The following is a 24,819-nucleotide window of genomic DNA, read 5'->3' on the forward strand; positions in this document are numbered from 1 at the left end:
GAGACATGGAGCGACCGGCTATTAGGGCGTCGCGGTCGGCGAGTACAAGCCGACGACGGACACGCTCACCAGTCTGGCGTGGCTCGACTGGCCGCCTCGGTCAGGGCATCCGCAACCGCTGCCACAGCAGGCGTTCTGGTACGTCGGGTCAATAGGAAGACCGTTCGCCCGACAGCTCCTTCGGCCGGCAGTCGTACGGCGACGCCCGGTGCGCCCTGGCCGATCACCAGATCCGGCAGCAGCGCGCCGGCGCCCGTCGTACGGACGAGTTCGAGAAGGATCAGGAAGTCGTCGGAGCTGTAGCGAAGGTCGGGCTCGAACCCGCCGAGCTCGCGGCACACGCGGACGTGCATCTCGCGATGACCGGTCCCTGGCTGACAAGCCGCCCACGGCAGGTCAGCGAGCTCCGCGATCGGGACCCGATCCGCCGCGGCCGACGGATGGTCTTCCGGGAGTACGACGCGGATGTGTTCGCGGAGCAGATGTTCGCGCAAGAGATCGGTGTGTACGGCGCGCGGCTGGCCGTCGTACTCGTCGCCGACCATGACGTCCAACTGCTGCAGCCGGAGCGCGGGCGCGGCCTGCTCGACCTCGAGCTCGGCGGCTTCGACGCGGATGTCCGGGTGTGCGGCGGCGAGGCTGCGGATCGCCGGTGCGACGACGCGGATGAAGGCGGACTGGAATGACCCGATCCGGACGACACCGGCGACCCGACCCGCGGCGACTGCGGCCAACTCGGCCTCCGCCGCCTCGACGCCGTCGAGCAGCGTGGCCGCGTGGCGGACCAGGACCTGGCCCGCGGCGGTGAGCCTGACGTTGCGGCCGACCCGTTCGAGTAACGGCGTACCGGCCTCACGCTCCAGGACGGCCAACTGTTGGGAGATGGCGCTGGGCGAGTACCCCAGTGCTCGGGCCGCGCCGTGGACGGTGCCGCGACCGTGGACCTCGCGCAGGAGACGCAGCCGGTGCAGATCCATCATTCATTCAGCTTAGCTTCACAATGCTGTCCGTGAAGCCGTGATGGACGTGAACGGTCTACTGGTCCGACCATCGATGTCGTGGGACGCCTCTTCTGCCTTCTTTCCGCCGCCACCTTCGGGGTCATGGCCGTGTTCGGCAAGCTCGCGTACGACGCGGGTGTGTCGGTCGACGCGCTGTTGCTGGTCCGCTTCGGCCTCGCCGGCGGGCTGCTGCTGATCGTTGCGCTCGCCCGCGGTTCACTGCGCAACCTGCCGCGACGGGCGGTGCTGACAGGGTTGGGCATGGGTGTGTTCGGCTACGCGGCGCAGTCCGGTCTGTACTTCTCCGCGCTCGCGCGACTGGATGCGTCGCTGGTCGCGTTGATCCTGTACCTGTATCCGATCCTGGTGATGGTCGCGGCGATCGCACTGCGCCAGGAGCGGGCGTCGCGCCGGCGCGTCTGGGCGTTGGCGACCGCGCTGGTCGGGATCGGGTTGGTGCTGAGCGGGGCGCTTTCCGGGCAGTTCGACGTGCTGGGTGTGCTGTTGGCGTTGGGGGCACCAATCGTTTACACCGGGTACATCCTCGTCGGCGATTCGCTGACGGCCGACGTACCGCCGCTGGCGTTGACTGCGCTGGTGTGCACAGGGGCCTTCGGCACCTTTCTTGTTCTCGGGCTGTTCCGGGGCGTCGATCTCGGCTTCGCGCCCATCGGATGGCTGTGGCTGGCGGCGGTGGCGTTGATCAGTACGGTCGCCGCGATTCTGTTCTTCTTCGCGGGGATGGCGCGGGTCGGTCCGTCGGTCGCGTCGATCCTGTCGATCTTCGAGCCGGTGGTGACGGTGGGCGCGGCGGCTGTGGTGTTCGGGGAACAGCTCAGCGCTACCCAATGGATCGGCGGCGCGCTGGTGCTTTCCGCCGTACTCATCGTGCAGTGGCGCCCGCACCCGAGTCAGCAATCGTTGCCGGAACTTTCGCGGACTTCGCCGGAGGCGACGGCAGACTTGACGGTATGAGCCGGATGGCGTGGGCGGGAGTCGTCGCGTTCGTGACGACGGCCGCGATCGGTTGCACCACCGATGACGCGGTACCCCCTGCGCCGCCTGCGACCGCGACCTCCCCGACGCCCACCACGTCATCCGTCTCAACTGCGCCGCCTACCCCCACTTCTCAGCCCGCTCCGGCCAACCCTGTTTCGTTGCAGGCGTTGATGACGAAGAAGTACAACGGCGGGGCTTTGAAGCTGGAGCGCGTGCTCGCACGCAATCCGGCGTACACCCGCTACCACGTCAGCTATCGCAGCGGATTTTTGACAATCTCCGGAATCATGAACGTCCCTTCCACACCGGGCCCGCATCCGGCGCTCGTCCTCAACCACGGCTACATCGATCCCGCCGTCTACACGAACGGCCGCGGGCTGATGCGCGAGCAGGACTACCTCGCACGCCGCGGGTACGTCGTCCTGCACACCGACTACCGCAACCACGCACAGTCCTCGAAGGACCCGAACGCGGAGCTCACCCTGCGCCTCGGCTACACCGAGGACGCCATCAACGCCGTCCTCGCGCTCAAGACCTCGCAGTACGTCGATCCCGCGCGGATCGGGATGCTCGGCCGATCGATGGGCGGCGGCGTCACGTACAACACGCTCGTCGCCCAACCAGGGTTGGTGAAAGCCGCCGTCGTGTTCGCGCCCGTCAGCTCGGATGCCGTCGACAACTTCAACCGCTGGACCCGACCGGATCGCCCGCTCGCCACCCAGCTCCTGCGCCGGTACGGCGAACCGTCAAGCAAACCGGCCTTCTGGCGGAACCTGTCCGCGGTGAACTTCTTCGACCGCGTGACCGAGCCCGTGCTGATCCATCATGGCGAGTCCGACTCGACCTGTCCGATCGCCTGGTCGCGCGAGAGCCTCGCCGCGCTGAAGGCAGCCGGGAAGAACGCGACGCTCTACACCTATCCCGGCGAGGAGCACGCGTTCGGCCCGGCCTGGCCGACCTCGATGGCGAGAACGGTCACCTTCTTCAACCAGCACGGGGTTTGATCGCGCTGACGGCGTACATCGTCAACGACATGTGAAACGCGCCGCGATCGGCTGCCTCGCCGAGAGTCTGCGCGAACGCTTCGGCCTCTTCCGGTGTGATCACGCCGGCCTGCAACGAGGTCAGGTGCATCATGCCGACGAATCCTTGCCGTGCGCCCTCTTGCGGCTCGAGCCAGGTCGCCGCCGTTTCGCCGGTGATCTCGAGGCCTGCGTCAGCGAGGAGACCGCGCAGTTGACGGCCGGAGTACGGGTTCGCGGATTCGCGGAGGAAGTAGCCGACCATCCGCTGCAGTACGTCGGGATCCGCCGGGTGGATGATCGCCGTACCCCAGTCGGTGTCGATGAGCACGATCCGGCCGCCAGGCCGCAGTACTCGTGCCATCTCTTTCACGACCGCGGCGGGATCGTCGACGTGCTGCAGGACTCGCTCCGAGCGCAGTGCATCGATCGACTGGTCCTCGAAAGGCAGCGCTTCGGCGTGACCCTCGACGTACTCGACGTCCGCACCGGCTGCCCGCCGTACCGCCTCGGCCCGCAGACCGGGACTCGGCTCGACACCGATGGCTCTGGCGCCCAGCTCGTGGAGCGCGACCACGTCCTCGCCGGTGCCCGAGCCGATGTCGACCGCCGTCTCCCCCGCGGTCGGCGCGAGCTGGTCGAGTGCCCACGATTTCAAGGTGCGTACGGCGGGCCGGGCCGCCATCTGGTCCAGGATGAACGCCTGCCGGTCGATGTTCTGATCGGCCACGTGCGCGGCCCGGAAACTGCCGCGCTCGGTGACGAACCCCGCCCCGCCCGGCACTTCGGTATCGGTCATGCTGATCTCCCCCTTCAGTACGCCGAGCGTAGTGCCGGCCGGGGCCGGTCTCATGGCCATCCTCATTATGGAAGGGGCTGCCACACGTCGTCGCGCATCCGGAGAATCGCCCACCCCACCGCGGCGAATCCGACGGCCTCCAGACCCCAGCCGATCAGGTCGAGCGTGTGACTGCTGACGATGACCGCGGCCACGAAATGGATCGGCTGCGAGACCAGCACCGCGATCGCGGCCCAGCGCGGACCGACGTGGGAGCGCCACATAGCGATGCCGAGCAGGATCGTGCCGAGGACGTGACCGATCACGAAGACGAAGCCGGCCATGTTCATCGAGCCGTGCGTGATGTCGGCGGCCTTCGCGATCGACGCCGGGTCGAGTCCCGCCGTACCCGCGGACCAGGTGAACACATCGCTCGACGCGGTCCACGGCAGGGACAGGTACCCCGCGACCATCAGGACGACCGCGACCGCGGTCAGCCAAGGCGTACTGCGCCGCGTCAGCCGGCCGACGAAGTACACGCCGGGCACCAGCGTCAGGAACGCGATGTAGCCGAGCCACAGCACGAACGAACTGCGATCGAGATTGTCGACAATCTTATTGACGATTGTCGGAACGTCGTCAGTTGTGTTGTAGGGCAGGAAGTACCGCAGCAACGCCAGCGCTGCCGGGCCGATCGGAAGGATCAGGGCGGCCGTCCATCGCCACAGCGGGCGGATGTCCGCATGCGTCGTAGGCGTCATTGTTTGCGTCATCGCGCACCTGCCAGCTCACGCCGCGGCAGCAGCACCGCAACTACGCCGACGATCGTCGCTCCGACTCCGACACCGGCCGCGACAACCGCGGCGGCGGGTACGTCGGAGGCGAAGAAGGCCGGCACCGCCAGCAGCGCGGACGCGATCCGCAGGGTGATCAGCGGAGCGAGCGCCCACCGCTTCCCGCGCCAGGCGAGTCCCACCAGCACCAGGCTAAGCAGCCCGATCACGGCGGAACCGATGGCGATGCTCATCGGCGGGTGATCCCCGTCCGTCGTCAACGGCGTGGCCAGATCCGCCACGCCGAGCAGTCCGAGCAGAACCAACCCGAACTTATTCATCTCATTACCCCCTCGTCAGTGTTTCCGATTGCCCAACCGTCGCTCGCCGGACGGGGGTCGGGCCTGGGCGTGCGCTCCCTCGTGCTCAGGCGGTTCCCCGCCCCGACCGGGATCCCGATCCCGAGACGCCGGGAACCTTTTGGCGCACACTTCGGGTATGACGACCAACGCAGCGAGCCGACGGGGTCTTGTCGGCCTGCTCGCCGGCTTCGTGGTCGCCGAGGTCGCGGTCGCCGTCGGCTATCTCCTCGCGATCGGCTGGGGCTGGCACGAGATGGTCGACTCGTTCATGGTGACCAACGGTTTGATGGCGCTGACGTTCGGTCTCTGCGGCGCCGTCATCGCGTGGTACCGGCCGTCCAACCCGATCGGCTGGCTCTTCCTCGCGGACGGGATCGGCCATGCGACGACGCCGCTCGCCGCTGCGTTCGCGCAGTACCTCGCAGACAGCGGCGCCTCGGTCGGCGCGCAACGCGTGTTCGTCACGATCTCGATGGCCGCGTGGCCGTGGTCGATCGGGCTCTTCCTGCCGTTGGCGCTCCTGCTCTTCCCGACCGGCCGGCTGCTGTCGCCCCGCTGGCGCTGGGCTGCGATCGGTGTGGTCGCGACCTCCCCGCTGTTCGTGGTGGAGATGGTCGGCAGCGGTGATCCCGTCTCGCCCGGTCTACCGCGCGGCTACCTCGCGATCCCGTCGTACGACTCGTTGCAACCGCTCTGGACGGCGGCCGAGCTCCGCAACCTGGTCGCGATCCTGTTGGCGATCGTCTGCCTGACGATCCGCTATCGGCGTGCTGACGAAATGGGCCGACGGCAACTCTTGTGGTTGCTGCTGGCATCGGTGATCGCGATCCTGTTCGTGACACCGTGGGCCTTCGTTGCCGGTACGCCGATCCTTGTATTGCTGGCGATTCCGCTGATCCCGATCTCGGTGGCGGTGGCAATCGTTCGCTATCAGCTGCTCGACATCCGGCTGGTTATCTCGCGTGCGCTGACGTGGGGTCTGTTGTCGTTGGTTGCTATTGGCGTCTACGCGGTACTGGTGGCGCTGCTCGACTCGCTGATCGCGTCGCAGGTCGGTCGGTCCGCGGCAGTCACGGTCTTTGTCGCGTTGATCATTGCGCCGGTTCTTCCCCGTTTGCAGCAGCTCGTCGATCGAGCGCTGTACGGCGACCGGCACGACCCGGCGCGCGTCGCCTCGCGGGTCGGCGAGCAGTTGTCCGCGGGGCTCCCCGGCGTTGTCGCTGCGATCCGCTCCGCGCTCCGTCTCCCGTACGCCGCGTTGACGGTCGACGGCGAGGTGATCGCGGTCGACGGCACGCCGGGGGCCGTCGTACCGCTGGAGCTTTCGTACGGCGGGGAGGTTGTCGGATGGCTGGACATCGGAGTGCGATCGGGCGAGTCCGGGCTGTCCTCCGCCGACCGCAGTGTGCTCGCGCTGGTCGCCGTACCGCTCGCTGTAGCCGTGCACGCGACCCGGTTGTCCGCCGAACTGCAGTCCTCCCGCGAGAAACTCATCTCAGCCCGCGAAGAAGAACGCCGCCGCCTCCGCCGCGACCTCCACGACGGCCTGGGCCCCACCCTCACCGGCATAGCCTTCTCCGCCGACGCAGTAGCCAACCTAATAACCCCCCAACCTCCCGACGCCTCGCGGGCTATCGACCTTCTGACGCGGCTGCGCGCGGATACGCGGACTGCGATCGGCGATATCCGTCGGCTTGTGGACGATCTGCGGCCGCCCGCGTTGGACGAGCTCGGTCTGGTCGGGGCGTTGCGGCAGCGGGCTGATCAGATGTCGTTCCGGGCCGACGGCGCCACGATTCACGTCGCGGTCTCGGCCAACGGGTTGCCGACGTTGCCGGCTGCGCTCGAGGTCGCGGCGTACCGCATCGCGACCGAGGCACTCACGAACGTCGTCCGGCACTCGCGTGCAACGTCCGCAGTACTCGCGCTCCGCTGTGGCAGCGACCTCGAGATCGAGGTGACCGACGACGGCCCACCGAACGGCGCCTGGCACCCCGGCGTCGGCCTGCAAGCAATGCGCGAACGCGCCGCCGAACTCGGCGGCACCTTCAACGCCGGCCCAACCCCAACCGGCGGTCTCGTCCGCGCCAGCTTCCCCCTCGCCCCGCTGGAGCCGCGATGACCATCCGTGTCGTGCTGGCAGACGACCATCCGGTGGTCCGGGCCGGCCTCGCAGCGCTCCTGACCTCGCTCCCCGGTATCGAGGTCGTCGGCGTCGCATCCACCGGCCGCGAGGCGGTCCGCGAGGTCATCACCAGCCGCCCCGACGTCGCCGTACTCGACCTCCAGATGCCCGACCTCGACGGCTTCGCCGCCACACGCGAACTAGCCCGATCAGCGCCGGACACCGCCGTACTCGTCCTCACCATGTTCGAGGACGACGACTCGGTCTTCGCCGCCATGCGCGCCGGCGCCCGCGGCTACCTGGTCAAAGGCGCCGAGCAAGAAGAAATCGCCCGAGCCATCCGCGCCGTAGCCGCCGGCGAAGCCATCTTCGGCCCCGGCGTCGCCCGCCGCGTCCTCACCTTCTTCTCCGCCCCACCACCCGCCGACGACCCGTTCCCCGAACTCACCACCCGAGAACGCCAGATCCTCGACCTGATCGCCGCCGGCCTCTCCAACCCCGCCATCGCCGACCGCCTGTCCCTGGCCTCCAAAACCGTAGCCAACAACGTCTCCACCATCTTCACCAAACTAGGCATAGCCGACCGCTCCACCGCCATCATCCAAGCCCGCAACGCCGGCCTCGGCGAAGCTAACGACAGGAGGTAGTCGCCGATGCGGCCCTCATTCGCGCGTGGCCCGGCCGACGAAGCCGTGAATATGCCGACTACCTCCCGTCGTTAGCAGAACCAATCGCGTTGAGGTAGCGGTTGCCGATGGTTTGGAGGTGGGTCAGGAGGTCGGGTGGGCCGTCGACGTGGAAGTCGAGGCCCAGCATGCCGATGTAGACGGCGACGATTTCGAGGGAGTCGGCGCCGGTGACGAGGACGCAGGTGTGGTCGTCGACGGATTCGACGACGCCTACGGCGGCGTGGATGCGCGAGAGGACTTCCTCGGCGGGGGCGTCGACGGTGATGCGGGCGTGGACCTTCCAGCCGGTGGTCGCGACGTCGCGCAGTACGAAGTCGGTGTAGTCGTCACCCGGCATCGGACGGGCCCGGTAGCGGCGACCTGTTGCCATCCGCAACGACATCCAGTCGACGCGGTAGGTCCGCCACGCTGATTGCTCGTCCCGCGCCACGAGGTACCAGTAGCGCTGCCAGCTCACCAGACGGTAGGGCTCGACGAGGATCGGCAGGTCCTGCACGACGCCGGATCCGGCCCCGCGGGTCGGGCTTCCCGCAGCTACGGCGTACTCGAACCGCAGGTAGTGCTCGTCGCGAATGCAGGCCGCGATCGTCGCCAGTACGGCGGGATCGATCTCGGGATCCGCCACGTTCGAACCGGTGTTGTCGGGACCCTTCTCCATCGCGCGGTGGATCGCGTTGACCTGGCGCTGGAGACGATGCGGGAGGACCTGTTCGAGCTTGGTCAGCGCACGCGTACTGCTCTCCGCCATCCCCATCACCCCGGCGCCGGTGCGCAGGCCGACCGCGACGGCGACTGCCTCCTCGTCGTCGAGCAGCAACGGCGGAAGCTTCGCGCCGACGCCGAGCTGGTAGTGACCGGACGGGCCGCGGGTCGCGTCGACTGGGTACCCGAGCTCGCGGAGCCGGTCGATGTCGTTGCGGATCGTCCGCGTCGTCACCTCGAGCCGTTCGGCCAGCTCAGTGCCGGTCCAGGCCGGCCGCGTCTGCAGCAGAGCGAGCAGGCTCAGGAGGCGCTGCGAAGTCTCGAGCAAATCAATCTCCCAATTAGGAATCTAATGTTCCTATACGGATTCTACGGTAAACCCATGAGCACAAACGAGAGCATCCAGTCCTTCACCGTCAAGATCGACCAGGCCGACCTGGACGACCTGCAGGCCCGCCTCGCACGGACCCGGCTGCCCGAGGCCGCTCCCGGCGACGACTGGGACCTCGGCACCCCGAACCACTACCTCCGCGAGATGGTCGACCACTGGCAGGACGGGTTCGACTGGCGTGAGCAGGAGGCGCGGATGAACGAGTTCCCGCACTACCTCACCGAGATCGACGGCCAGAACGTCCACTTCATCCACGTACCGTCCCCGGTCGAGGGCGCGACGCCGCTGCTCCTGCTGCACACCTACCCCGGCTCGTTCGTCGACTTCCTCGACATGATCGGCCCGCTGACCGACCCCGCGTCGTACGGCGAATCTTCCTCAGACGCCTTCTCCGTCGTAGTGCCGTCGATGCCGGGCTTCGCGTTCAGCACGCCGCTCGTCGACCGCGGCTGGACGATGGCCCGGGTGGCGCGGACGTACGACACGCTGATGCGACGGCTGGGCTACGAGTCGTACGGCGCCCACGGGTCCGACGGCGGCGCGATGATCTCGCGTGAACTCGGCGTACTGAACCCGGAAGGTTTCCTCGGGCTGCATGTGCTGCAACTGTTCTCGTTCCCGTCGGGCGACCCGGCCGAGTTCGAGAAGTTCACGCCGGAGGACTACGCGGCGCTGGAGCACCTGAAGTGGTTCCAGTCGGTCGGCGGGTACAACGCGATCAACTCGACCCGCCCACAGACGGTTGCCGTCGGCATCTCCGACTCCCCGGTCGGGCAACTCGCCTGGAACGAACTCTTCAACAGCTTCGGCAACGGCACCAGCCTGGTCAGCCGCGACCAGATCCTGACCGAGGTCTCGCTGTACTGGTTCACCAACACCTCAGCCGCCGCCGGCCGCTACCACTACGAGGAAGCCCACGCAGGCACCGAGCCTCAGCTCAACCACGCTCCGACCGGCGTCGCCGTCTTCGCCGACGACTTCAAGACGATCCGCCCGCTGGCGGACCGCGACAACACCAACATCGTCCACTGGTCCAACTTCAAGGACGGCGGCCACTACGCTGCCCTCGAACGCCCGGACGATGTCACCGCCGACCTCCGGAAGTTCTTCGGCAACCTGTGAAATCCCGCGGACCGGCTCGCTGTGTGCGAGCCGGTCCGTTCAGCTTTTCAGCTCGATCTTGCCGACGACCTTCGGCCCGACGGTGTCGAGCACGAGAATGCCGTCCTGGAAGAAGTTGCTGATGTAGATCCGCTGGCCGTCCTCGCTGACGGCCAGCTCGACCGCCGCACCCAGGTCGTCGGCGAGTGACCCGACCACCTGGTGGTTGCCCAGGTCAACGATCTGGACCATGTCGTTGGCCCCGTCGGTCCCGACGACGTAGAGCTTCTTGCCATCCGAGCCCGCAGTCCGCGACCCGGCCGACAACGTCCGCGAACTGTTTGGGCGCTGGCTCGGCTGCTCGGCGACGACCGCGTCGTACACGTATCTGTACAGCTCATCTGCGGTGATGTCGCCGTCCGCATCCAGATCGGCCGCACCGCTGCGCAGACCCTCCACCACGTGGCGTGTGAACACCGACTGCGCCGCCTCGCCGTGGATCTCGCTGCCTTCGAACGCGTACTGGCTCGAGTCCGTGGCCGTCAGCACGATCCGTCCTCGACCACCGAGTTCGGCCTTCGTGTGGATCGCTGCGTCGGACTTCGCGAACCGTTCGACGGTGTACGCGCCGGCGTAGCAACAGTCCAGGATCAGGATCTTCTGCCGGGCCGAGCTGTCCTCGACGGCTTCATCGATCATGTGCGCCGGCAGGGCGCTGAACCGCAACCGCTCGCGTTTGGTGTTCCTCATCGCCAGGTACAGCCGGCCGTTGTCGTCCTTCAGACCGGCCGCTGAAATACAGCAGGGTCAGGTCGTCACGCTCGGCCGACGCGTAGAACTCGCCGATCGCCTCGCCCACGCGACTCGTCGGTTCGTTGATCAGCACCTGTACCTCGAACCCGGCGATCGCCGGATCCTCGAGTACGTCGGCCAACGCCTGCGCGTCCTGTGCCGGCGTGGTGAGTCGGCGCAGGCCGGCGTCCTCGTACTCGTACGTCGCCACCAGCAACGCCCGTCGACGCCCCACGGTTCAGCTCGCTTCGTGCTTGCGGAGGAACGCCTCGATCAACCGTTCCTTCTCCTCGGTCGTCGCCGCGTCCACCTCGATCGAGTCCGCCCCGATCGTCAACGTCACGCGCTGCTGCGGGCTTCGGCGTACCAGCCAGTCCTTGAGAATCGTGACGAGCACCGACACCATCCCGCCGGCTCCGCCCAACGCGATCGCAACCTGACCGGCGACGGCGGCATCGCCCTTGCTGCCCTCGGGCGCGGCAGTCCGTACGTCGCGGGTGTCGAACTCACCCAACTCCCGCCGCAACTGCCGTATCCCCCGGTCGGCAAACTCCGGATCGTCGTCCACCAGCCCGACCTGCACCCAAACCCCCACAGAACCCCTCCCAGGAATCGCGACTCATGATCGCGGGTTCGGATGTGGTTCCGCAACGTTCGGTAGCCATTTGCCGACGCAACGCAGGGAGCCGCCGACGCATGTGGGAGCCCGCCGCCGCAACGCAGGGAGGACCGGGGTGCTCGCGCACCCCGGGCCCCTTTTGGGCTCCACCCTTCTGGAGGGACGTCGGGGCAGAGCTTCCTTCTCCGGGCACGCCTCAGGCGCGGTCGTGCTGCCACCAGGTCCGGTGCAGCCTCGCGCCGTACCGCCATCGATCCGCGCCGTGAACACTCCGGTGCGCCAGGCGTTCCCGAATCCTGCACCGGCCCACCGACCGGCGCCGCAACGACGACCTCATCGTCTTCCCCCTCGGAGTTCCCCACCCCGGCCCACACGTACCGAGCAGTCTCCTCCCGACGGTGCGCGCGTCTTCCCCCCGCGCAACACGTACGCCGCACGCCCATCAGCGCGCGCCGCACCAGCCCCCCGCCGGCCGCGTCGCCAGAATCCCACTGCCGACGCTACGCCCACGCCCGCCGCCGAACAACGCCCGGCTCCGCGTTCAAACGTGTGACTAGGCCTGTCTGGTGATCCAGCGCCGTAGCGAGGAGGTGCTCGGTGCGGTGCCGAGCGCCCCGCGCCCTAGCTGTGCCGCTTCAAGAACGCTTCGAGCAACTCGGCGCGCTCGTCGAACGTCGGTCGCTCCATCTCGATGGCGTCGTCCCCCAACGTCACCACGATCTTCCCCGGACTCTTCCGCCGCTGGATCCAATCCCGCAGTACGGCGACCAACGTCGGCACCGCCCCACCCGCCCCCACCAACGCCACCGCGATCGCAATAGACCCATCATCCTGAGCCAACCCACCCGGCTCCTTCACATCCTGCGTAGGCAGCCCTTCCCCCGCCAGCTCCTTCCGCAACTGCTGAACAGCCTTCACGAACCGCTTCTCATCCACCCCACCATCCGCCACCACCCGAACCTCAACCCACCGCGGCTCACCCATCCACCTCTCCCATCAGTTGCCCCAGGCCCCCTGTGGATAACTCCCCCGCCACCCACCGTTTCCTCTCTATTCTGACGAGACCGCCCCACCACACGAAAGGACCCCGATGAACCCCCACAAAGACGACATCTGGGTAATGAACACCTGCACCGCCGCCGAACTCCTCCCCCACATGCTCGAACGCTTCCGCCTCCGCTACCAGGACCCCCTGATCTTCGGCGACACCAACGCGCCCGAAGGCGTCGTAATCCCCTTCGAACTCTGGCGCTCCCTCCACAACCGCGCCCTCGACGAAGGCGACGCTCCTTCTGACACAAAGGCTGATCCCTGTGGATAGGTACGACGTGACTGCCGCCGACTCATCTAGGCTGGAAAGACAGCCAATCAAGGAGCTCAGATGTCGACGGAGACACCGCAGGATCGCCCGAACGGTGACCGTGTCAACGTGATCGATACGGCGACCGCGGCGTACAACCTTCCTCGGATGCTGCAACGGTTCCGTGCAGGTCGGACCGAGCCGCTGATCTTCGGCGACGACGGTCAACCAGAAGGCGTAGTTGTTCCGTTCGACCGCTGGGAGCAGCTCGAGGAACTCGCCGAGGACGCCGAGCAAGCCGCCGAGATTCGCGAGGTCACCCGGCGCCGCCTGGCAACGAACCGCGCCGAGGACTACGTCTCAGCCGACGACCTCGCCGCAGAGTTCGGCTGGAACCTCGACAGCGACAACGAGCCGCCCCCACCACCCCGATGACGGCCAAGTACCACCTGATCCTCGATCCGGACCTCCGGGACGAGCTTCGTGAGCTGCAGGCCCGTGCCCGGGCGAATCCCAACGGTCCTGCAGCCAAGCAGTTCGAAGCAGTTCGCATCGCGCTGAGCGCCCTGCGCGAAGGCCGCGAAGCCGAGTTCGCCGGCGAGCGCCTCGGCCGTTCCGACAACCATCCGGACCTCCGCGACTGCGCCGAGATCAAGATCCCGGTGGTGGAGGAGTTCAACCGACGCGGGCGACCGATGGGTCCCTCGCACCGAGTCTCCTACCGAGAGTTCGAAGGCCCAACCGAATCGTCCCTCCCGGTCCGGCAGGTCGTCGCCTTCGCACCCCGCAAGAACGGCGAGATCTTCGACGTCACCGCCAACCGACTAGGACGCTCGAAAGGCGTCGCCCTCGACGAACTTGACCACCTCCCGACAGTTCGCCCCATAACCGGCCCCGGCAAAGAGCCAGACCGCCTCATCGGTCCACCCCGCATGGCCCTACCCCCTGACCTGGCCCAATCATTGAAAGCCTTGGAGGGCCTGGCCCCACCCACCAGCACCCCGCCAACAACAACGAACCACCCACCCACTCCCCAACGCCAACCCCCAAACCGAGGCCCTTCCCAGAGCAGGTGAAAGGGCGCGTACCCCCGCCAGCCCTCAGATCGAACTACTCACTATCCATCGTGAATCGCATGGAGCCGCCCATGTGTCATTCACCCGAGAGTCCAGCGCGGGATGGATGCCATACCGGTAGGTGTGCGGCATCACGGGGGTATGCCCGCTGATCATCCTCGAGCAGATCCCGTTCGCCACCGCCCTGGAACGGAGGATTGTCATAGTCGAACTCAGCCTCGAAACGTCCACCTGGCCTCGCGCTGAACACCGCGTTGTACCAGGTCCCCTTGCCGTCGTCGTACATAGCGTCGCGCAGATCATCACAAGCCATCTGCGCGTCTACATCGATGCTCAGACCGGCGTCGACCGAGCCGTCCAGCATCTCGACGGCAAGCTGCGTCTCCATGGTCGCTGCGACCGCCGACACCGTCAGAACAGCCTTGGCCCAGCCCTCAGGCACCACCTTCACCATGGCCGACCCGATGGCCTCGACGCTCGCCTGGTCAGGAATCGGCAATTGTGGTTCCTCGTCTGGGACGCGGCGCGTTTCGAATGGTCTGCTGCCTGGCTACGCCGTCGATCGAGTATCTGATGGCAGTCAGGTCAGGACGGTTCTTCTCAGCGCGTACACGAGGTCAATTGAACTTCGGTACCACCAAACCAGAAGCCGTCCTGATCCCCTACGCCGTCTGGCAAACCCTCAACCCTGAGTCCTGTGGATAACTCCAGTCTTCGTCGACGCTGGACTTCTATCCTGATGACGACTCTTCACACTGGAAGGACAACGATGGACTCCGAAGAAACGCCGTACCTCCTGCCCGATGGAGACCGCGTCTGGGTCATCAGGACGTCCACCGCAGCCGGCCTCCTCCCCCAAATGCTCGACCGCTTCCGCGCCAACCAGCCCGAGCCCCTAATCTTCGGCGACTCCGGCCAACCAGAAGCCGTTGTCATCCCCTTCGACCTCTGGCGCCGCCTCGACGCATTGGCGACCGACGAGGAAGGGTTCGACGCGACCTACGCAGTCGTACGCGAACGGCTCGCGAATCCTGGTCGGTCGATTCCCATCGAGGAGGTCGCCGAGGAGCTCGGCCTCAATCTCGACGAACCGGTCCCTGACTCCGACCTGCCGAAGCCGCAGTGACGCAGTACCGCCTCCTCGTCCGTGAGGAGGTGCTCCGACAACTGGCCGTCCTGCGGCACGCCGCCAGCACACAACAAGCCGGTGGCCTACGCGAACGCGAGTTCCGAACCCTGGAGACCGGCCTCCGTGCCATCGTCCACGGCCAGGAAGCAGATTTCTCCGGCAAGCGGCTCGGCTTCACCACACACGACCTCAGCGACTGTGCCGAGATCAAGCTCTCCGTCATTCCAGAGTCGCGTGGCAGTCGCGAGCTCGGGCCTTCGCACCGCCTCATCTACCGCGAGTTCGAAGCCGAGGACGGCGGACCACCGTACCGCCAAGTCATCGCCTTCGAGCCCCGCAAAGACGACCGCCCTTTCGAAGTCGCCGCCACCCGCCTCGGCCGCGACCGAGGAGTCCGCCTCCACGACGTCACCCCAGTCGTCCGCACAGAACCACCCGCCCCAATCCGCCAAACCCTCCCAGCCGACATCCGCATCGCCCTCGCCGCAGCGTCCAACATCGCCCCAGCCTCCGGTGCCGTCAGACATACACCGCCTGCCGAGCAGTCACGCCACGGCCCTGGCCAAGGTGGCCCCCGCCCAGGCCGAGAGCTTCAGTAGCTCAAACCTCCGCGTCGACGTTCAACACCGTGATGCTGGGATCGAGTTGCGCGAGCAACACGGCCGCATTCTCGGCCAGCCTCCGGGCCGACGTCATTCGAAGGTCTGCAGCAATGCCACCGATGCCCATGAAAACGTCAACGCTGATGGCAAAAACGACCCTTCCTCCGTCAGCGAGGTGCCGGACCAGCTCTGCATGGATTCGCCGACTCGTACGCTGCCTCGAACGATCGGACTTCGCGTTGCGCTAGTTGCTGCCGCGCCTGGCAAGATCTTGCGACTCACCAATGTAGATCGTGCGGTCGATGCTGCCATCTACCGCTCGGAAGTCGAATCGATACAACCCAGGCGTGCTCGGCAGCCGAGGAAACCGTGGCAGCCCTTGCCCATCAAGCGTGACCTGGCCGGCATCCCGCCAAACAAACGACACCGAAGCATCGAGCTGCTCCAGGCTCGGGAGCGCCGAAACGTCGAATACCTCTCGATGTCTTGTCGTTCCGCGGTATTTCGATGCTCGCTGCCGTCCGTCCTCGCTGGTAGCGAAGCCCAGACGGCCTAAATGCCGCCTCGCCGTCGTCGACACAAACCGGCTTCTGTCGACGCCAGTTGCGATCGCCAGCGCCTGCTTCACCGGCCATCGACGTCCGTCAACCTCGACCCAGTGCTGCCGGATCTCCGCAGGTTCACATGAGGCGAGCCGAGCCCGCACCTGCTCGGCAGTCAACTCAAACTGCAGACCATCCAGTGTGAAACGCATCGTCCCTCCAGGCCCAACCGCCCGACGCCCCCCGAAGCTCCATCCTGCACCTAAGCAGCACCAACCGTCCTCGTTCTTCGGAGCTCGCCGAACACAAGACACGCGTGGTGCAGTCGAACGCCGGTCGGTGTCGGTGGCTTCTGGCAAGCTCCTCTTGAAGGGGTGATTGTTGGATGGAGTCGGGGATTTACGACGCGCTCGTCACGAATGGGCTGCTCGAGGCGATCGTGGCTGGTGAGGCCGGTGGGCAGATTGCTGTCCTTCATGATGTCGACGAGGCTGATCAACCTGAGGTCCTCGCGCGGCATGTGAGTGACGCCGTACTGCGGGTGCTCGGCAGCACACGTGATGAGGGGAAGCGTGTTGCATTAGTCAACGACCTGCTCCAGCGTCTGGCGGAGCACGCCGACGGGCTGCCCGACGGCGCGATACGTCAACTGCACGCTGTACGCCCGCCCGCTCGCCCCGGCATCACGACGTACGGCGATGCACGTCCAAGCACTCCGCTTTCCGAGGCGGCCCTGCTCACCAACTCTCATGGTGAACCGTCATTGGGGCCGGAGTTGCGCGCCGAGATCGACACGTCGGATGAGGTTGACCTCATCTGCGCGTTCGTGAAGTGGTACGGCCTCCGCCTGCTTGAGCCTGAGCTGCGCCGGCTGCGACTTCGCGATGCCCCGTTCCGCGTCATCACGACCACTTACCTCGGCGCGACCGATCGACCCGCCCTCGACCGGCTCGTCAACGACTTCGGCGCCGAGGTGAAGATCCAGTACGACGTACTGCGCACCCGCCTGCACGCGAAGGCGTGGCTGTTTCGACGGAACACTGGCTTCGACACGGCGTACGTCGGATCGTCCAATCTCTCGCGAGCCGCTCTGCTCGATGGCGTCGAGTGGAATGTCCGGCTCTCGCGGATCGGCACGCCGGGTCTACTGAAGAAGTTCGGCGCCACCTTCGACACCTATTGGAATGACTCGACCTTTGAGTCCTACGATCCGGCGCGCGACCGTGACCGCCTCGACGATGCGCTGGCAGAAGCGGGCAACCGCAAGACTTCGGATCGCGTAACGGTCTCGCTCGCCGGCCTCGAAGTACGTCCGCGGCCGTATCAAGCCGAGATGCTCGAGGAGATCGAGGTCGAGCGTGAAGTCCACGACAGACATCGCAACCTTGTCGTAGCGGCGACTGGCACCGGCAAGACAGTCATCGCCGCGCTCGACTACCGGCGGCTCCGCGACGCCGCTCTTCAGCGCGGTGAGCCTGCGCCGTCGCTCCTCTTCGTCGCCCATCGACGAGAGATCCTCCAGCAATCACTCCGCACGTACCGCGAAGTCCTGGCTGACGCCACCTTCGGGGAGGAATACCACTCGGGCACACGTCCCGAGCGGTGGCGACACGTGTTCGCCTCAGTGCAGGCGCTAAATGCGTACGAAGTCACGACTATGCCAGCAGACGCCTTTGAGATTCTCGTTGTGGACGAGTTCCACCACGCGGCTGCACCGACGTATCGACGCCTTCTCAACCACCTCCAGCCACGCGAACTGCTCGGTCTGACCGCGACACCGGAACGCACCGACGGCTTCGACCTGCTGAGCTACTTCGGCGGGAGAACAGCAGTCGAGCTGCGACTCTGGGAAGCTCTGTCAGCCGACCTGCTCTGCCCGTTCCACTACTTCGGCATCGCCGACGGCACGCAGCTGACAGATCTGCAGTGGAAGCGCGGCCGATACGACGAACAGGAACTCGAGAAGCTCTACACCGGTAACGACAACCGCGCAGCCATTGTCCTGCGCGAAGTCCGGGACAAGCTCTCCGACGTCAGCTCGATGAGAGCGCTCGGCTTCTGCGTTTCGATCGCTCACGCCGACTACATGGCCAAGGTCTTCAACGACGCCGGCATCCCAGCACGGTCAGTCTCAGGATTGACTCCGACGCATGAGCGCGACCAGGCTCTGCGTGATCTCAAGGACCGCCGCGTCAACGCGCTCTTCGCCGCCGACCTCTTCAATGAAGGGCTCGATCTGCCCGAGGTCAACACCGTTCTCTTTCTCCGTCCGACCGAAAGCCCAACGGTCTTCCTCCAGCAACTCGGCCGTGGTCTGCGGCAGGCAGACGGTAAGCCTGTCCTCACAGCACTCGACTTCGTCGGACACCAACGCAAAGAATTCCGCTTCGACTTACGCTTCCGAGCGCTCACCGGCAACGCCCGCCGAGGCCTAGAGCGACAGGTCGAACAAGGCTTCCCGCTCCTACCGTCCGGCTGTGAGATTGTCCTCGACAAAGTCGCTCAGGAAGTCGTCCTCTCCAACCTCCGAGGCCAGGTGACCGGACGCTGGCAGGACATGGTGAAGGAACTCAAGGCACAGGGCGAGCAGACCCTGCCGACCTTCCTCGACGAATCGGGGGCCGATCTGAGCGACGTACTGCGGACCGGGCGAAGCTGGACCGCCTTACGCCGTGACGCCGGACTGCCAACCCGTCAGGGATCCGCCCACGAATCGGGCCTGCTGCGGCGCGTACGCGCTCTTGCACACGTGGACGATCCCGAGCGTCTTCAAACCTATCGACGTCTCCTCCAGGACGACGGCCCGACGTACGACGAACTGCCGCCGACCCACCGCACCTACGCCCGCATGCTGTTCTTCTCACTCTGGCCGAACGGCGGGGGCTTCTCGTCGTACGCCGACGGCCTCAACGCACTCCGTCAAGAGCAGGCCGTCCGAGACGAACTGCTCGAGGTCACTGAGTTCGCGATGGACCACGCACGCCACCGCACGCACCGTCTCGCCAACCGGCTCAGCGATCTCCCGCTCCGCGTGCATGCGCAGTATCAACGCGAGGAAATCCTCGCCGCTCTCGACTACGCCAACCTTCAGCGGCGCCCCAGCACGTTCCAATCCGGCGTCGTCTACTCCCAAGAACGGAACGTCGACGCTTTCCTCGTCACCCTCACCAAGTCGGAAGCGGATTACTCTCCCACGACGATGTACCGGGACTACGCGATCAGCCCGACCCTCTTCCACTGGGAGTCCCAGAGCAACACCTCCGTCGACTCCCCCACCGGCCAGCGCTACCTCAACCACCGCGACCAAGACACAAACATCCTGATCTTCGCCCGCCAACACAAACTCACCGACCTAGGCACCGCCCCCTACCTCTTCCTAGGCCCAGCCACCTACACCACCCACACCGGCAGCCGCCCCATAGCCATCACCTGGCACCTAACCCACCCCATGCCCACAGAGGTCTTCCAGGCAGCATCGGTGGTCGCATAGCGAACCGCGGATAGAACCAACGGCTATGTGGGGCTCGGCGAGCCATGACGCTCGCGTCGGCGCGCCGCAATCCACCGAAACCATCTCCTGACAGGCCAGCGATGGCGTGCGGTTGGATCCGGTTTCAATCTGCCGATGATTCCAGGGCAGTTCGACGGCTCGTGTTCGCCTGCTTCCCAGCATCGGCGTACGAGCACGAACTCGTCAGAGCGGGCGCTCGCGAGAGTCGTTGACGCCTCTAATCCCCTCACAATCGCCGCGTGCCAGACCGCCCAGGTTCTTGCGTCGAACCATCCCAGGCGCGCGAGCTCAAACTCGTCCTCACACAACCTCAGGTACCGCTGGTCCTGGAGATCGACCTGATCAGGGGCGCATCTCTCGGCGTGCCGTCGTTCGTCGTCAATCTCCCAGAACCTCTGGACATACAAGTTTGCGAGCTCATGCCTGCGAGCACGGCGTGCCTGGAAGAGTTGGTACACGGCGATCAGCACACCTGCTGAGGTGATCAGATCAGTGGCGGTCGCGATGCTAATGATGTCTCCCCCTCGCACTGCGTGACGCCCGATCTATCGGCACCCCGCGGGCGCCGTTACATGGAGCATGCGGAGCGCGCGGGCTGAGGACCGAACGACGACGAGAACGCCTGCATGGCACGCGCTGGATAGACCGCTTAGCGGGTTAGGTCGGCGGTGAATTGGTAGGCGTCGCCTCTGTAGTGGTTGGTGCCGGAGAGGAGGGGGGTGGTGTCTTGGGTGTAGGCGATTTCGGTGGCGACGAGGATCGCCGCGGCGGGTGGGAGGTTGAGGAGGGTGGCGAGGGTTTCGGTGGCGTTTTGGGCTTGGACTGTGTAGCGGGAGTAGGCGAACTCGATGTTGTGGGATGAGAAGAGTTCGTAGAGGGATGCGTCAGTTAGGTCGGCCTCGCCGAGCCAGGGGGCTACCGCCAAGGGGATGACTAAGTCTTCGACGGTGACTGGACGGCCGTCCATGCCGCGGAGGCGGCGGATGGCTGTTACGGGGGCGGTGGGGGCTAGGTGGAGGCGGTGGGCCTCGTCGAGGGTGGCGGGGCGTTCTCGGTGGTCGAGGATTTCTGAGGTGGGGCGGAAGCCGAGTTCGTGGGCCATCTCGGTGAAGGACTGGAGCCGGCTCGGGGGTTCGCGCAGGACGAGGTCGCGGACGTACCAGCCGCGTTGGGGTGATGGGGCGATGAGGCCGTCGTCGGAGGCGGCCTGGAAGCCGGCGCGGACGGTCATCCGGCTGAGGCCGGTCTCCAGGGCGAACTGACGTTCACTCGGCAGACGGCTGCCGCTCGGGTACTTCCCGCGGACGATCCCCTCGCGGATCCGTTTCTTGACACGCTCAACAGCGGGCTCACTCACGGCCATCACTATACCAGTTTTACCGTCTCCCTCAGGCACAATTCAAAACTGGTTCACACTGGCATAACTGGTTTCAGCGTCGTAGGGTGGCGGGAAGTCACAGACGAAGGAGTCACGATGGTCAGCAGGCGGAACGTGTTGAAGTCGGGGGCCGCGCTCGGACTGTTCACACTGGCCGGTTGCGCACCGCAAGGCACGCAGGCGAGCAGCGCACCGACCACACCCGCCAAGTCGATCGACGTCGCCAAGGCCGGCCCGGTGACGCTGACCATGCTCGACTTCTGGGGCGGTGACGCTGCCAGCTGGGTGGCCGGCGCGGTGAAGGGGTTCCAGGCGAAGTACCCGAATGTCACCATCAAGCGCACGTCGGTCGACTGGGGTCAGCTCACGCAGACGGCCAATCTGCGATTGAAGGAGAAGAACCCGCCGGACATCATCACGGTCAACAACGGCTGGCAGTCCCTCGGCACGTTGTCCAAGGCGGGCCTGGTGCTCAACCTGGACGGGTACTCGAAGTCGTTCGGCTGGGACAAGTTCCCGAGCACGATCCTGCGGCAGACGCAGTTCACGACCGACGGCGCGGAGATGGGCAGCGGCTCGTTGTTCGCGACGCCGGTCGCCAGCTCGTCACTGATCGGCCTCTACTACAACAAGACGGTTCTCGACAAAGCTGGCGTCACGCCGCCGACCGATCTCGCCTCGTTCGAGGATGCATGCACGAAGGCCAAGGCCGCGGGCATCATCCCGATCGGCTACGGGTCACAGGACAAGGGTTCGTCGACGGCGATTCTTCTTGCCCTGCAAGACCTTTTCGGCGATCAGAAGAAGATCAACGACTTCGTCTACTCGACCGGCGAGGTGAAGGCCACCGACATCGGGATGTCCGAGGCGGCCGAGCGGCTCAAGTCGTACCAGGACAAGAACTGGCTGACGCCGAATCATGCCGGCATCCAGTACGCCGATGCGATCGACGCGTTCCTCAAAGGCAAATCCGCGTTCCGCTTCGAATACACCGGAACCCTTGCTTTCAAGGGAAATCAGAAGCAGGAGTACGGCTACGTCCAACTCCCGCAGGCCACCGGCGGGAAGGTCGTCGGTACGGGCGCCTCGACGGCCGTCGCGCTCGGATCAAAGTGTGCGCACCCGGATGTTGCCGCTGCCTTTCTCGATTTCCTCGCCGGCCCGCAAACCGCGCAGTACGTCGTCGAGGCCGGGCTCCTCCCCTTGCTCAATGACGTCAAGGCGCCGGCGGACAACCCGGAATTCGGTACCGAGATCGCTGGTCAGCGGTCGCTCGACAAGGACAACGGATACGTCCCGTACTTCGACTGGTCGACGCCTTCGATGCTCGACACGCTCGGCGGCCAGGTGCAATTGCTGCTCGCCGGCCGGAGCACACCGGATGACCTGGTCAAGGCGGTGCAGGCCGACTACGACAAGTTCCAGGCCGCGCGATGAGTGTTCTGGCGATCGGTCGCACGAAAGCGCGAACCCGAACCGTCTCGCGGCAAACCCGCAAACGGCGCTGGATCGGTCTGCTCTTCCTCTCCCCCGCACTCCTGCTGTACGGCGTGATCGTGCTCGTGCCGCTCCTCCAAACGGTCAACTACTCGTTCTACAAATGGGATGGCGTCAGCGAACCGACCTGGGTCGGGCTGCGCAACTACCTTGAATTCGGCCGCGATCCACGGATGTACGCCGCCTTCGGCCACGTCCTGGTGCTGATTCTGATGTTCGGCCTGATCCCTCTCGGCCTCGGACTGATCAGCGCGGCGCTGTTGAGCAGAGCGAAGATCCGCGGCGAAGGCATCTACCGGTGGTTCCTGTTCCTGCCGCAGGTGCTCACGAGCGTCGTGGTGGCGATCATCTGGAAGCGCATCTACGCGCCGGACGGCCCGTTGAACAGCCTCTTGCGCGGAGTCGGCCTCGGCCACCTCACGCGCAACTGGCTCGGTGACTTCACCTGGGCGCTGCCGTCGCTCGGCATGATCGGTGTCTGGGGCGGTTTCGGGTTCACCATGGTGCTGTTCCTGGCCGGCATTCTCGCGATTCCGGACGAGCTGTACGAGGCCGCGCGGCTGGACGGTTCGACACGTTGGCAGGAGTTCTGGCTGATCACGCTCCCCAGCCTGCGCGGGCAAATGGCAATCGCCCTCACCCTGACGATCACCGGTGCGCTGAGGACCTTCGACATGGTCTACATCACCACACAAGGCGGGCCCGGAACGGCCACGACTACACCCGCGCTTCTCCTTTACCAGTTGGCCTTCGTCAATCCTGATGTCGGTAGGGCATCCGCAACTGGCGTCGTACTGGCCGTTCTGTGCCTTGGCATCGCGGTCGGTATCACGCGGATCATGGAGAACAAAGACCGATGATCTCCAGGTTCGAACGCGTCTCGAATTACGTCATCGTCATCGCGCTGACGGTCGGAGTGCTGTTCCCGGTCGCGTGGTTCGTCCTGACCTCGCTCAGCCCCAACACGTCGGGAGCGCTGGACTTCTCGAACATTGCCTGGAGCAACTTCACGGCTGCCTGGCACGACGGGAACCTCGCCCACTCGATGTATGCGTCGCTGGTCATCACGGTGTCAGCGGTGATCGGACAGACCATCCTCGCGATTCTTTCCGGGTACGCGTTCGGCGTCCTCGGGGTGGTCGGCGAACGTTTCCTCTTCCCGGTCATCCTGCTCGGAATGATGGTCTCGACCGAAGTCATCGTCATCCCGCTGTACTACGAGTTCCAGCGCATCGGGCTGACCAACTCGTGGCTCGGACTCGTCATCATTCAACTCGGAATGGGCGTGCCGTTCGGGACGTACTGGATGCGGGCCACATTCCGGGCACTCCCCCGCTCGGTGATGGATTCCGCCGCTGTCGACGGTGCGGGAGTGTGGAACACGTTGTGGCGCATCCTCGTCCCGATGGCGCGTCCTGCAGTACTCACACTGGTGCTGCTGTCGTTCATGTGGACCTGGAACGACTTCTTCCTTTCCCTTATTTTCTTGGGAGATCCGGACAAACAGACCGCTACCGTTGCCCTGGGCGCCTTCCAGGGACGGCATGTGCTGCAGGTCAATCTGATGGCGGCCGGATCGTTGATCGTGTCGCTTCCGGTCGTGGCTCTCTACCTGTTCTTCCAGCGCGAATTCATCAGTGGCGTCATGGCCGGCGCGGTCAAGGAGTGACGTGACAACGCCAATCACCGTGCTGCCCGACGCCTCCCAACTCGGTGAGACCGTAGCGCAACGGATTCTGGACCAACTGGCCACAGGCCGGGCGATCATCGGCTTTCCCGCCGGCCGCAGTGCCACTCCAGTCGCAGCAGCACTGAAGCAATCCGGAGCCCACCTGGACGGCCTGCAGATCGTGATGATGGACGAATACGTCACCAGGCACGGAAGCAGTTGGCGACTACTGGACCCGCACACACCCCACAGCTGCATCGGCTGGGCCCAACGGAACCTGCTCGGCCCGCTGGGCCTTGGTCCGACCAGTCTCCTCACCCCGGACCCGAACGAGCCCGAAGCCTTCAAGCAGGAGATCCTCGACCGCGGCGGAATCGACCTCTTCCTACTAGCCAGCGGTCAAGGCGACGGCCATGTCGCCCTCAACGGACCCGGTACGCCGCGGCACGCGCCCACGCGGGTCGTCGAGCTGCCCGAGTCGACCCGCCGCGACAACATGTCCACCTTCCCCCATCTGCAGTCCCCCGCCGACGTTCCGACGTACGGCGTCACTATCGGTACTGCGGAACTCGTCGAGCTCTCGCACTCCGCGGTGATGCTGCTCTGGGGCGAGAACAAGGCGCACGCCTTCGATCGCATCATTCAGGCCGACAGCTACGACCCGTTGTGGCCGGCAACCATCGTGCACGACTGCCGCAACGCCCTCATCTACGCGGACGAAGAAGCCGCACAAAAGTCAGAACGAGAAGGAGTCTCCTAGA

The 24,819-nt window shown here is 65.8% G+C and carries 27 protein-coding genes; 14 read left to right on the forward strand and 13 right to left on the reverse strand.

The genetic code is table 11. The features are described from left to right. Positions 1–65: 65 nt before the first annotated feature. On the reverse strand, positions 66–980 hold the full coding sequence (locus tag EV645_RS01770; RefSeq protein ID WP_130439038.1) for a LysR family transcriptional regulator: 915 nt from the start codon (positions 978–980) through the stop codon (positions 66–68). Positions 981–1,058: 78 nt separating this feature from the next. On the opposite strand from EV645_RS01770, the gene EV645_RS01775 reads away from it, so the two are divergent. Both EV645_RS01775 and EV645_RS01780 read left to right on the forward strand, forming a co-directional pair. After that, a complete protein-coding gene (locus EV645_RS01775; protein WP_130439040.1) occupies positions 1,059–1,976 on the forward strand; it encodes a DMT family transporter in 918 nt (305 codons plus the stop codon). A 194-nt stretch (positions 1,977–2,170) separates the two neighbouring features. After that, complete coding sequence (locus EV645_RS01780) at positions 2,171–3,004, forward strand: alpha/beta hydrolase family protein (protein ID WP_130439042.1); 834 nt, start codon at positions 2,171–2,173, stop codon at positions 3,002–3,004. Here the strand turns inward: EV645_RS01780 and EV645_RS01785 are convergent. From EV645_RS01785 to EV645_RS01795, 3 genes are all read right to left on the reverse strand, one after another. Beyond that, positions 2,985–3,821, reverse strand: a complete 837-nt coding sequence (locus EV645_RS01785; RefSeq protein WP_157996990.1) for a methyltransferase domain-containing protein — start codon at positions 3,819–3,821, stop codon at positions 2,985–2,987. The genes EV645_RS01780 and EV645_RS01785 overlap by 20 nt on opposite strands. 65 nt (positions 3,822–3,886) lie before the next feature. Continuing rightward, positions 3,887–4,573: a hypothetical protein gene (locus EV645_RS01790; RefSeq protein WP_130439046.1), complete on the reverse strand. Its 687-nt coding sequence runs from the start codon at positions 4,571–4,573 to the stop codon at positions 3,887–3,889. Beyond that, positions 4,570–4,914, reverse strand: a complete 345-nt coding sequence (locus EV645_RS01795; protein ID WP_130439048.1) for a hypothetical protein — start codon at positions 4,912–4,914, stop codon at positions 4,570–4,572. The genes EV645_RS01790 and EV645_RS01795 overlap by 4 nt, the downstream gene beginning before the upstream one ends. A 157-nt stretch (positions 4,915–5,071) precedes the next feature. Here EV645_RS01795 and EV645_RS01800 point away from each other — a divergent pair, with 157 nt between their 5' ends. Together EV645_RS01800 and EV645_RS01805 are read left to right on the forward strand one after the other, a co-directional pair. After that, a complete protein-coding gene (locus EV645_RS01800) occupies positions 5,072–7,057 on the forward strand; it encodes a sensor histidine kinase (protein WP_130439050.1) in 1,986 nt (661 codons plus the stop codon). Further along, entirely contained in the window at positions 7,054–7,707 is a 654-nt protein-coding gene (locus tag EV645_RS01805; protein ID WP_130439052.1) for a response regulator transcription factor, read from the forward strand. The genes EV645_RS01800 and EV645_RS01805 overlap by 4 nt, the downstream gene beginning before the upstream one ends. 58 nt (positions 7,708–7,765) lie before the next feature. Here EV645_RS01805 and EV645_RS01810 read toward each other — a convergent pair whose 3' ends face one another. Continuing rightward, positions 7,766–8,779, reverse strand: a complete 1,014-nt coding sequence (locus EV645_RS01810; protein ID WP_130439054.1) for a helix-turn-helix transcriptional regulator — start codon at positions 8,777–8,779, stop codon at positions 7,766–7,768. Positions 8,780–8,833: 54 nt separating this feature from the next. On the opposite strand from EV645_RS01810, the gene EV645_RS01815 reads away from it, so the two are divergent. Beyond that, positions 8,834–9,964, forward strand: a complete 1,131-nt coding sequence (locus EV645_RS01815; protein WP_130439056.1) for an epoxide hydrolase family protein — start codon at positions 8,834–8,836, stop codon at positions 9,962–9,964. 39 nt (positions 9,965–10,003) lie between these two features. On the opposite strand, the gene EV645_RS01820 is transcribed toward EV645_RS01815, so the two are convergent. The 4 genes from EV645_RS01820 to EV645_RS01835 all read right to left on the reverse strand — a co-directional run bounded on the left by EV645_RS01820 (position 10,004) and on the right by EV645_RS01835 (position 12,338). Further along, positions 10,004–10,693 (reverse strand): caspase family protein, encoded by a 690-nt coding sequence (locus tag EV645_RS01820; RefSeq protein ID WP_198681419.1) that lies wholly within the window; start codon positions 10,691–10,693, stop codon positions 10,004–10,006. Further along, on the reverse strand, positions 10,632–10,970 hold the full coding sequence (locus EV645_RS43090) for a caspase family protein (RefSeq protein WP_130439060.1): 339 nt from the start codon (positions 10,968–10,970) through the stop codon (positions 10,632–10,634). Before EV645_RS43090 ends, EV645_RS01820 begins: the two co-directional genes overlap by 62 nt. A 3-nt stretch (positions 10,971–10,973) precedes the next feature. Then, positions 10,974–11,330 carry an effector-associated constant component EACC1 gene (locus EV645_RS01830; protein WP_130439062.1) on the reverse strand — a complete coding sequence of 119 codons (357 nt, stop codon included), beginning with the start codon at positions 11,328–11,330 and terminating at the stop codon, positions 10,974–10,976. A gap of 645 nt (positions 11,331–11,975) precedes the next feature. Beyond that, on the reverse strand, positions 11,976–12,338 hold the full coding sequence (locus tag EV645_RS01835) for an effector-associated constant component EACC1 (RefSeq protein ID WP_130439064.1): 363 nt from the start codon (positions 12,336–12,338) through the stop codon (positions 11,976–11,978). Positions 12,339–12,444: 106 nt separating this feature from the next. On the opposite strand from EV645_RS01835, the gene EV645_RS01840 reads away from it, so the two are divergent. The 3 genes from EV645_RS01840 to EV645_RS01850 are packed head-to-tail and all read left to right on the forward strand — an operon-like array spanning position 12,445 to position 13,730. Then, complete coding sequence (locus tag EV645_RS01840) at positions 12,445–12,675, forward strand: hypothetical protein (RefSeq protein ID WP_130439066.1); 231 nt, start codon at positions 12,445–12,447, stop codon at positions 12,673–12,675. A 60-nt stretch (positions 12,676–12,735) separates the two neighbouring features. Beyond that, positions 12,736–13,089 carry a hypothetical protein gene (locus tag EV645_RS01845; protein WP_130439068.1) on the forward strand — a complete coding sequence of 118 codons (354 nt, stop codon included), beginning with the start codon at positions 12,736–12,738 and terminating at the stop codon, positions 13,087–13,089. Continuing rightward, the gene (locus EV645_RS01850; RefSeq protein ID WP_130439070.1) at positions 13,086–13,730 is read left to right on the forward strand and encodes a hypothetical protein; all 645 of its coding nucleotides are present in this window, start codon (positions 13,086–13,088) and stop codon (positions 13,728–13,730) included. The genes EV645_RS01845 and EV645_RS01850 overlap by 4 nt, the downstream gene beginning before the upstream one ends. 76 nt (positions 13,731–13,806) lie before the next feature. On the opposite strand, the gene EV645_RS01855 is transcribed toward EV645_RS01850, so the two are convergent. Next, on the reverse strand, positions 13,807–14,229 hold the full coding sequence (locus EV645_RS01855) for a hypothetical protein (RefSeq protein WP_130439072.1): 423 nt from the start codon (positions 14,227–14,229) through the stop codon (positions 13,807–13,809). Positions 14,230–14,499: 270 nt separating this feature from the next. Between EV645_RS01855 and EV645_RS01860 the strand changes: the two genes are divergently transcribed. Further along, positions 14,500–14,856 carry a hypothetical protein gene (locus EV645_RS01860; RefSeq protein WP_130439074.1) on the forward strand — a complete coding sequence of 119 codons (357 nt, stop codon included), beginning with the start codon at positions 14,500–14,502 and terminating at the stop codon, positions 14,854–14,856. A gap of 86 nt (positions 14,857–14,942) precedes the next feature. Here the strand turns inward: EV645_RS01860 and EV645_RS01865 are convergent, their stop codons facing one another. After that, positions 14,943–15,386, reverse strand: a complete 444-nt coding sequence (locus EV645_RS01865; protein WP_130439076.1) for a hypothetical protein — start codon at positions 15,384–15,386, stop codon at positions 14,943–14,945. A 319-nt stretch (positions 15,387–15,705) separates the two neighbouring features. Further along, positions 15,706–16,215 carry a hypothetical protein gene (locus EV645_RS01870; RefSeq protein ID WP_130439078.1) on the reverse strand — a complete coding sequence of 170 codons (510 nt, stop codon included), beginning with the start codon at positions 16,213–16,215 and terminating at the stop codon, positions 15,706–15,708. Positions 16,216–16,388: 173 nt separating this feature from the next. On the opposite strand from EV645_RS01870, the gene EV645_RS01875 reads away from it, so the two are divergent. Further along, entirely contained in the window at positions 16,389–19,493 is a 3,105-nt protein-coding gene (locus tag EV645_RS01875; RefSeq protein ID WP_130439080.1) for a DEAD/DEAH box helicase, read from the forward strand. Between the two features lie 670 nt (positions 19,494–20,163). Here the strand turns inward: EV645_RS01875 and EV645_RS01880 are convergent. Then, positions 20,164–20,871, reverse strand: coding sequence for a GntR family transcriptional regulator (locus EV645_RS01880; protein ID WP_198681420.1), 708 nt, complete (start codon positions 20,869–20,871; stop codon positions 20,164–20,166). 117 nt (positions 20,872–20,988) lie between these two features. Here EV645_RS01880 and EV645_RS01885 point away from each other — a divergent pair, with 117 nt between their 5' ends. Genes EV645_RS01885 through EV645_RS01900 form a run of 4 tightly spaced genes read left to right on the forward strand, consistent with a single transcriptional unit; the run spans position 20,989 to position 24,818 of the window. Beyond that, positions 20,989–22,329, forward strand: a complete 1,341-nt coding sequence (locus tag EV645_RS01885; protein ID WP_130439082.1) for an ABC transporter substrate-binding protein — start codon at positions 20,989–20,991, stop codon at positions 22,327–22,329. After that, positions 22,326–23,249, forward strand: a complete 924-nt coding sequence (locus EV645_RS01890) for a carbohydrate ABC transporter permease (RefSeq protein WP_130439084.1) — start codon at positions 22,326–22,328, stop codon at positions 23,247–23,249. The genes EV645_RS01885 and EV645_RS01890 overlap by 4 nt, the downstream gene beginning before the upstream one ends. After that, positions 23,246–24,058 carry a carbohydrate ABC transporter permease gene (locus EV645_RS01895; protein ID WP_130439086.1) on the forward strand — a complete coding sequence of 271 codons (813 nt, stop codon included), beginning with the start codon at positions 23,246–23,248 and terminating at the stop codon, positions 24,056–24,058. The genes EV645_RS01890 and EV645_RS01895 overlap by 4 nt, the downstream gene beginning before the upstream one ends. 1 nt (position 24,059) lies before the next feature. Beyond that, on the forward strand, positions 24,060–24,818 hold the full coding sequence (locus EV645_RS01900; RefSeq protein ID WP_157996991.1) for a 6-phosphogluconolactonase: 759 nt from the start codon (positions 24,060–24,062) through the stop codon (positions 24,816–24,818). The last annotated feature ends 1 nt before the right edge of the window (position 24,819 follow it).

The organism is Kribbella rubisoli (assembly GCF_004217145.1).
Taxonomy (GTDB): domain Bacteria; phylum Actinomycetota; class Actinomycetes; order Propionibacteriales; family Kribbellaceae; genus Kribbella; species Kribbella rubisoli.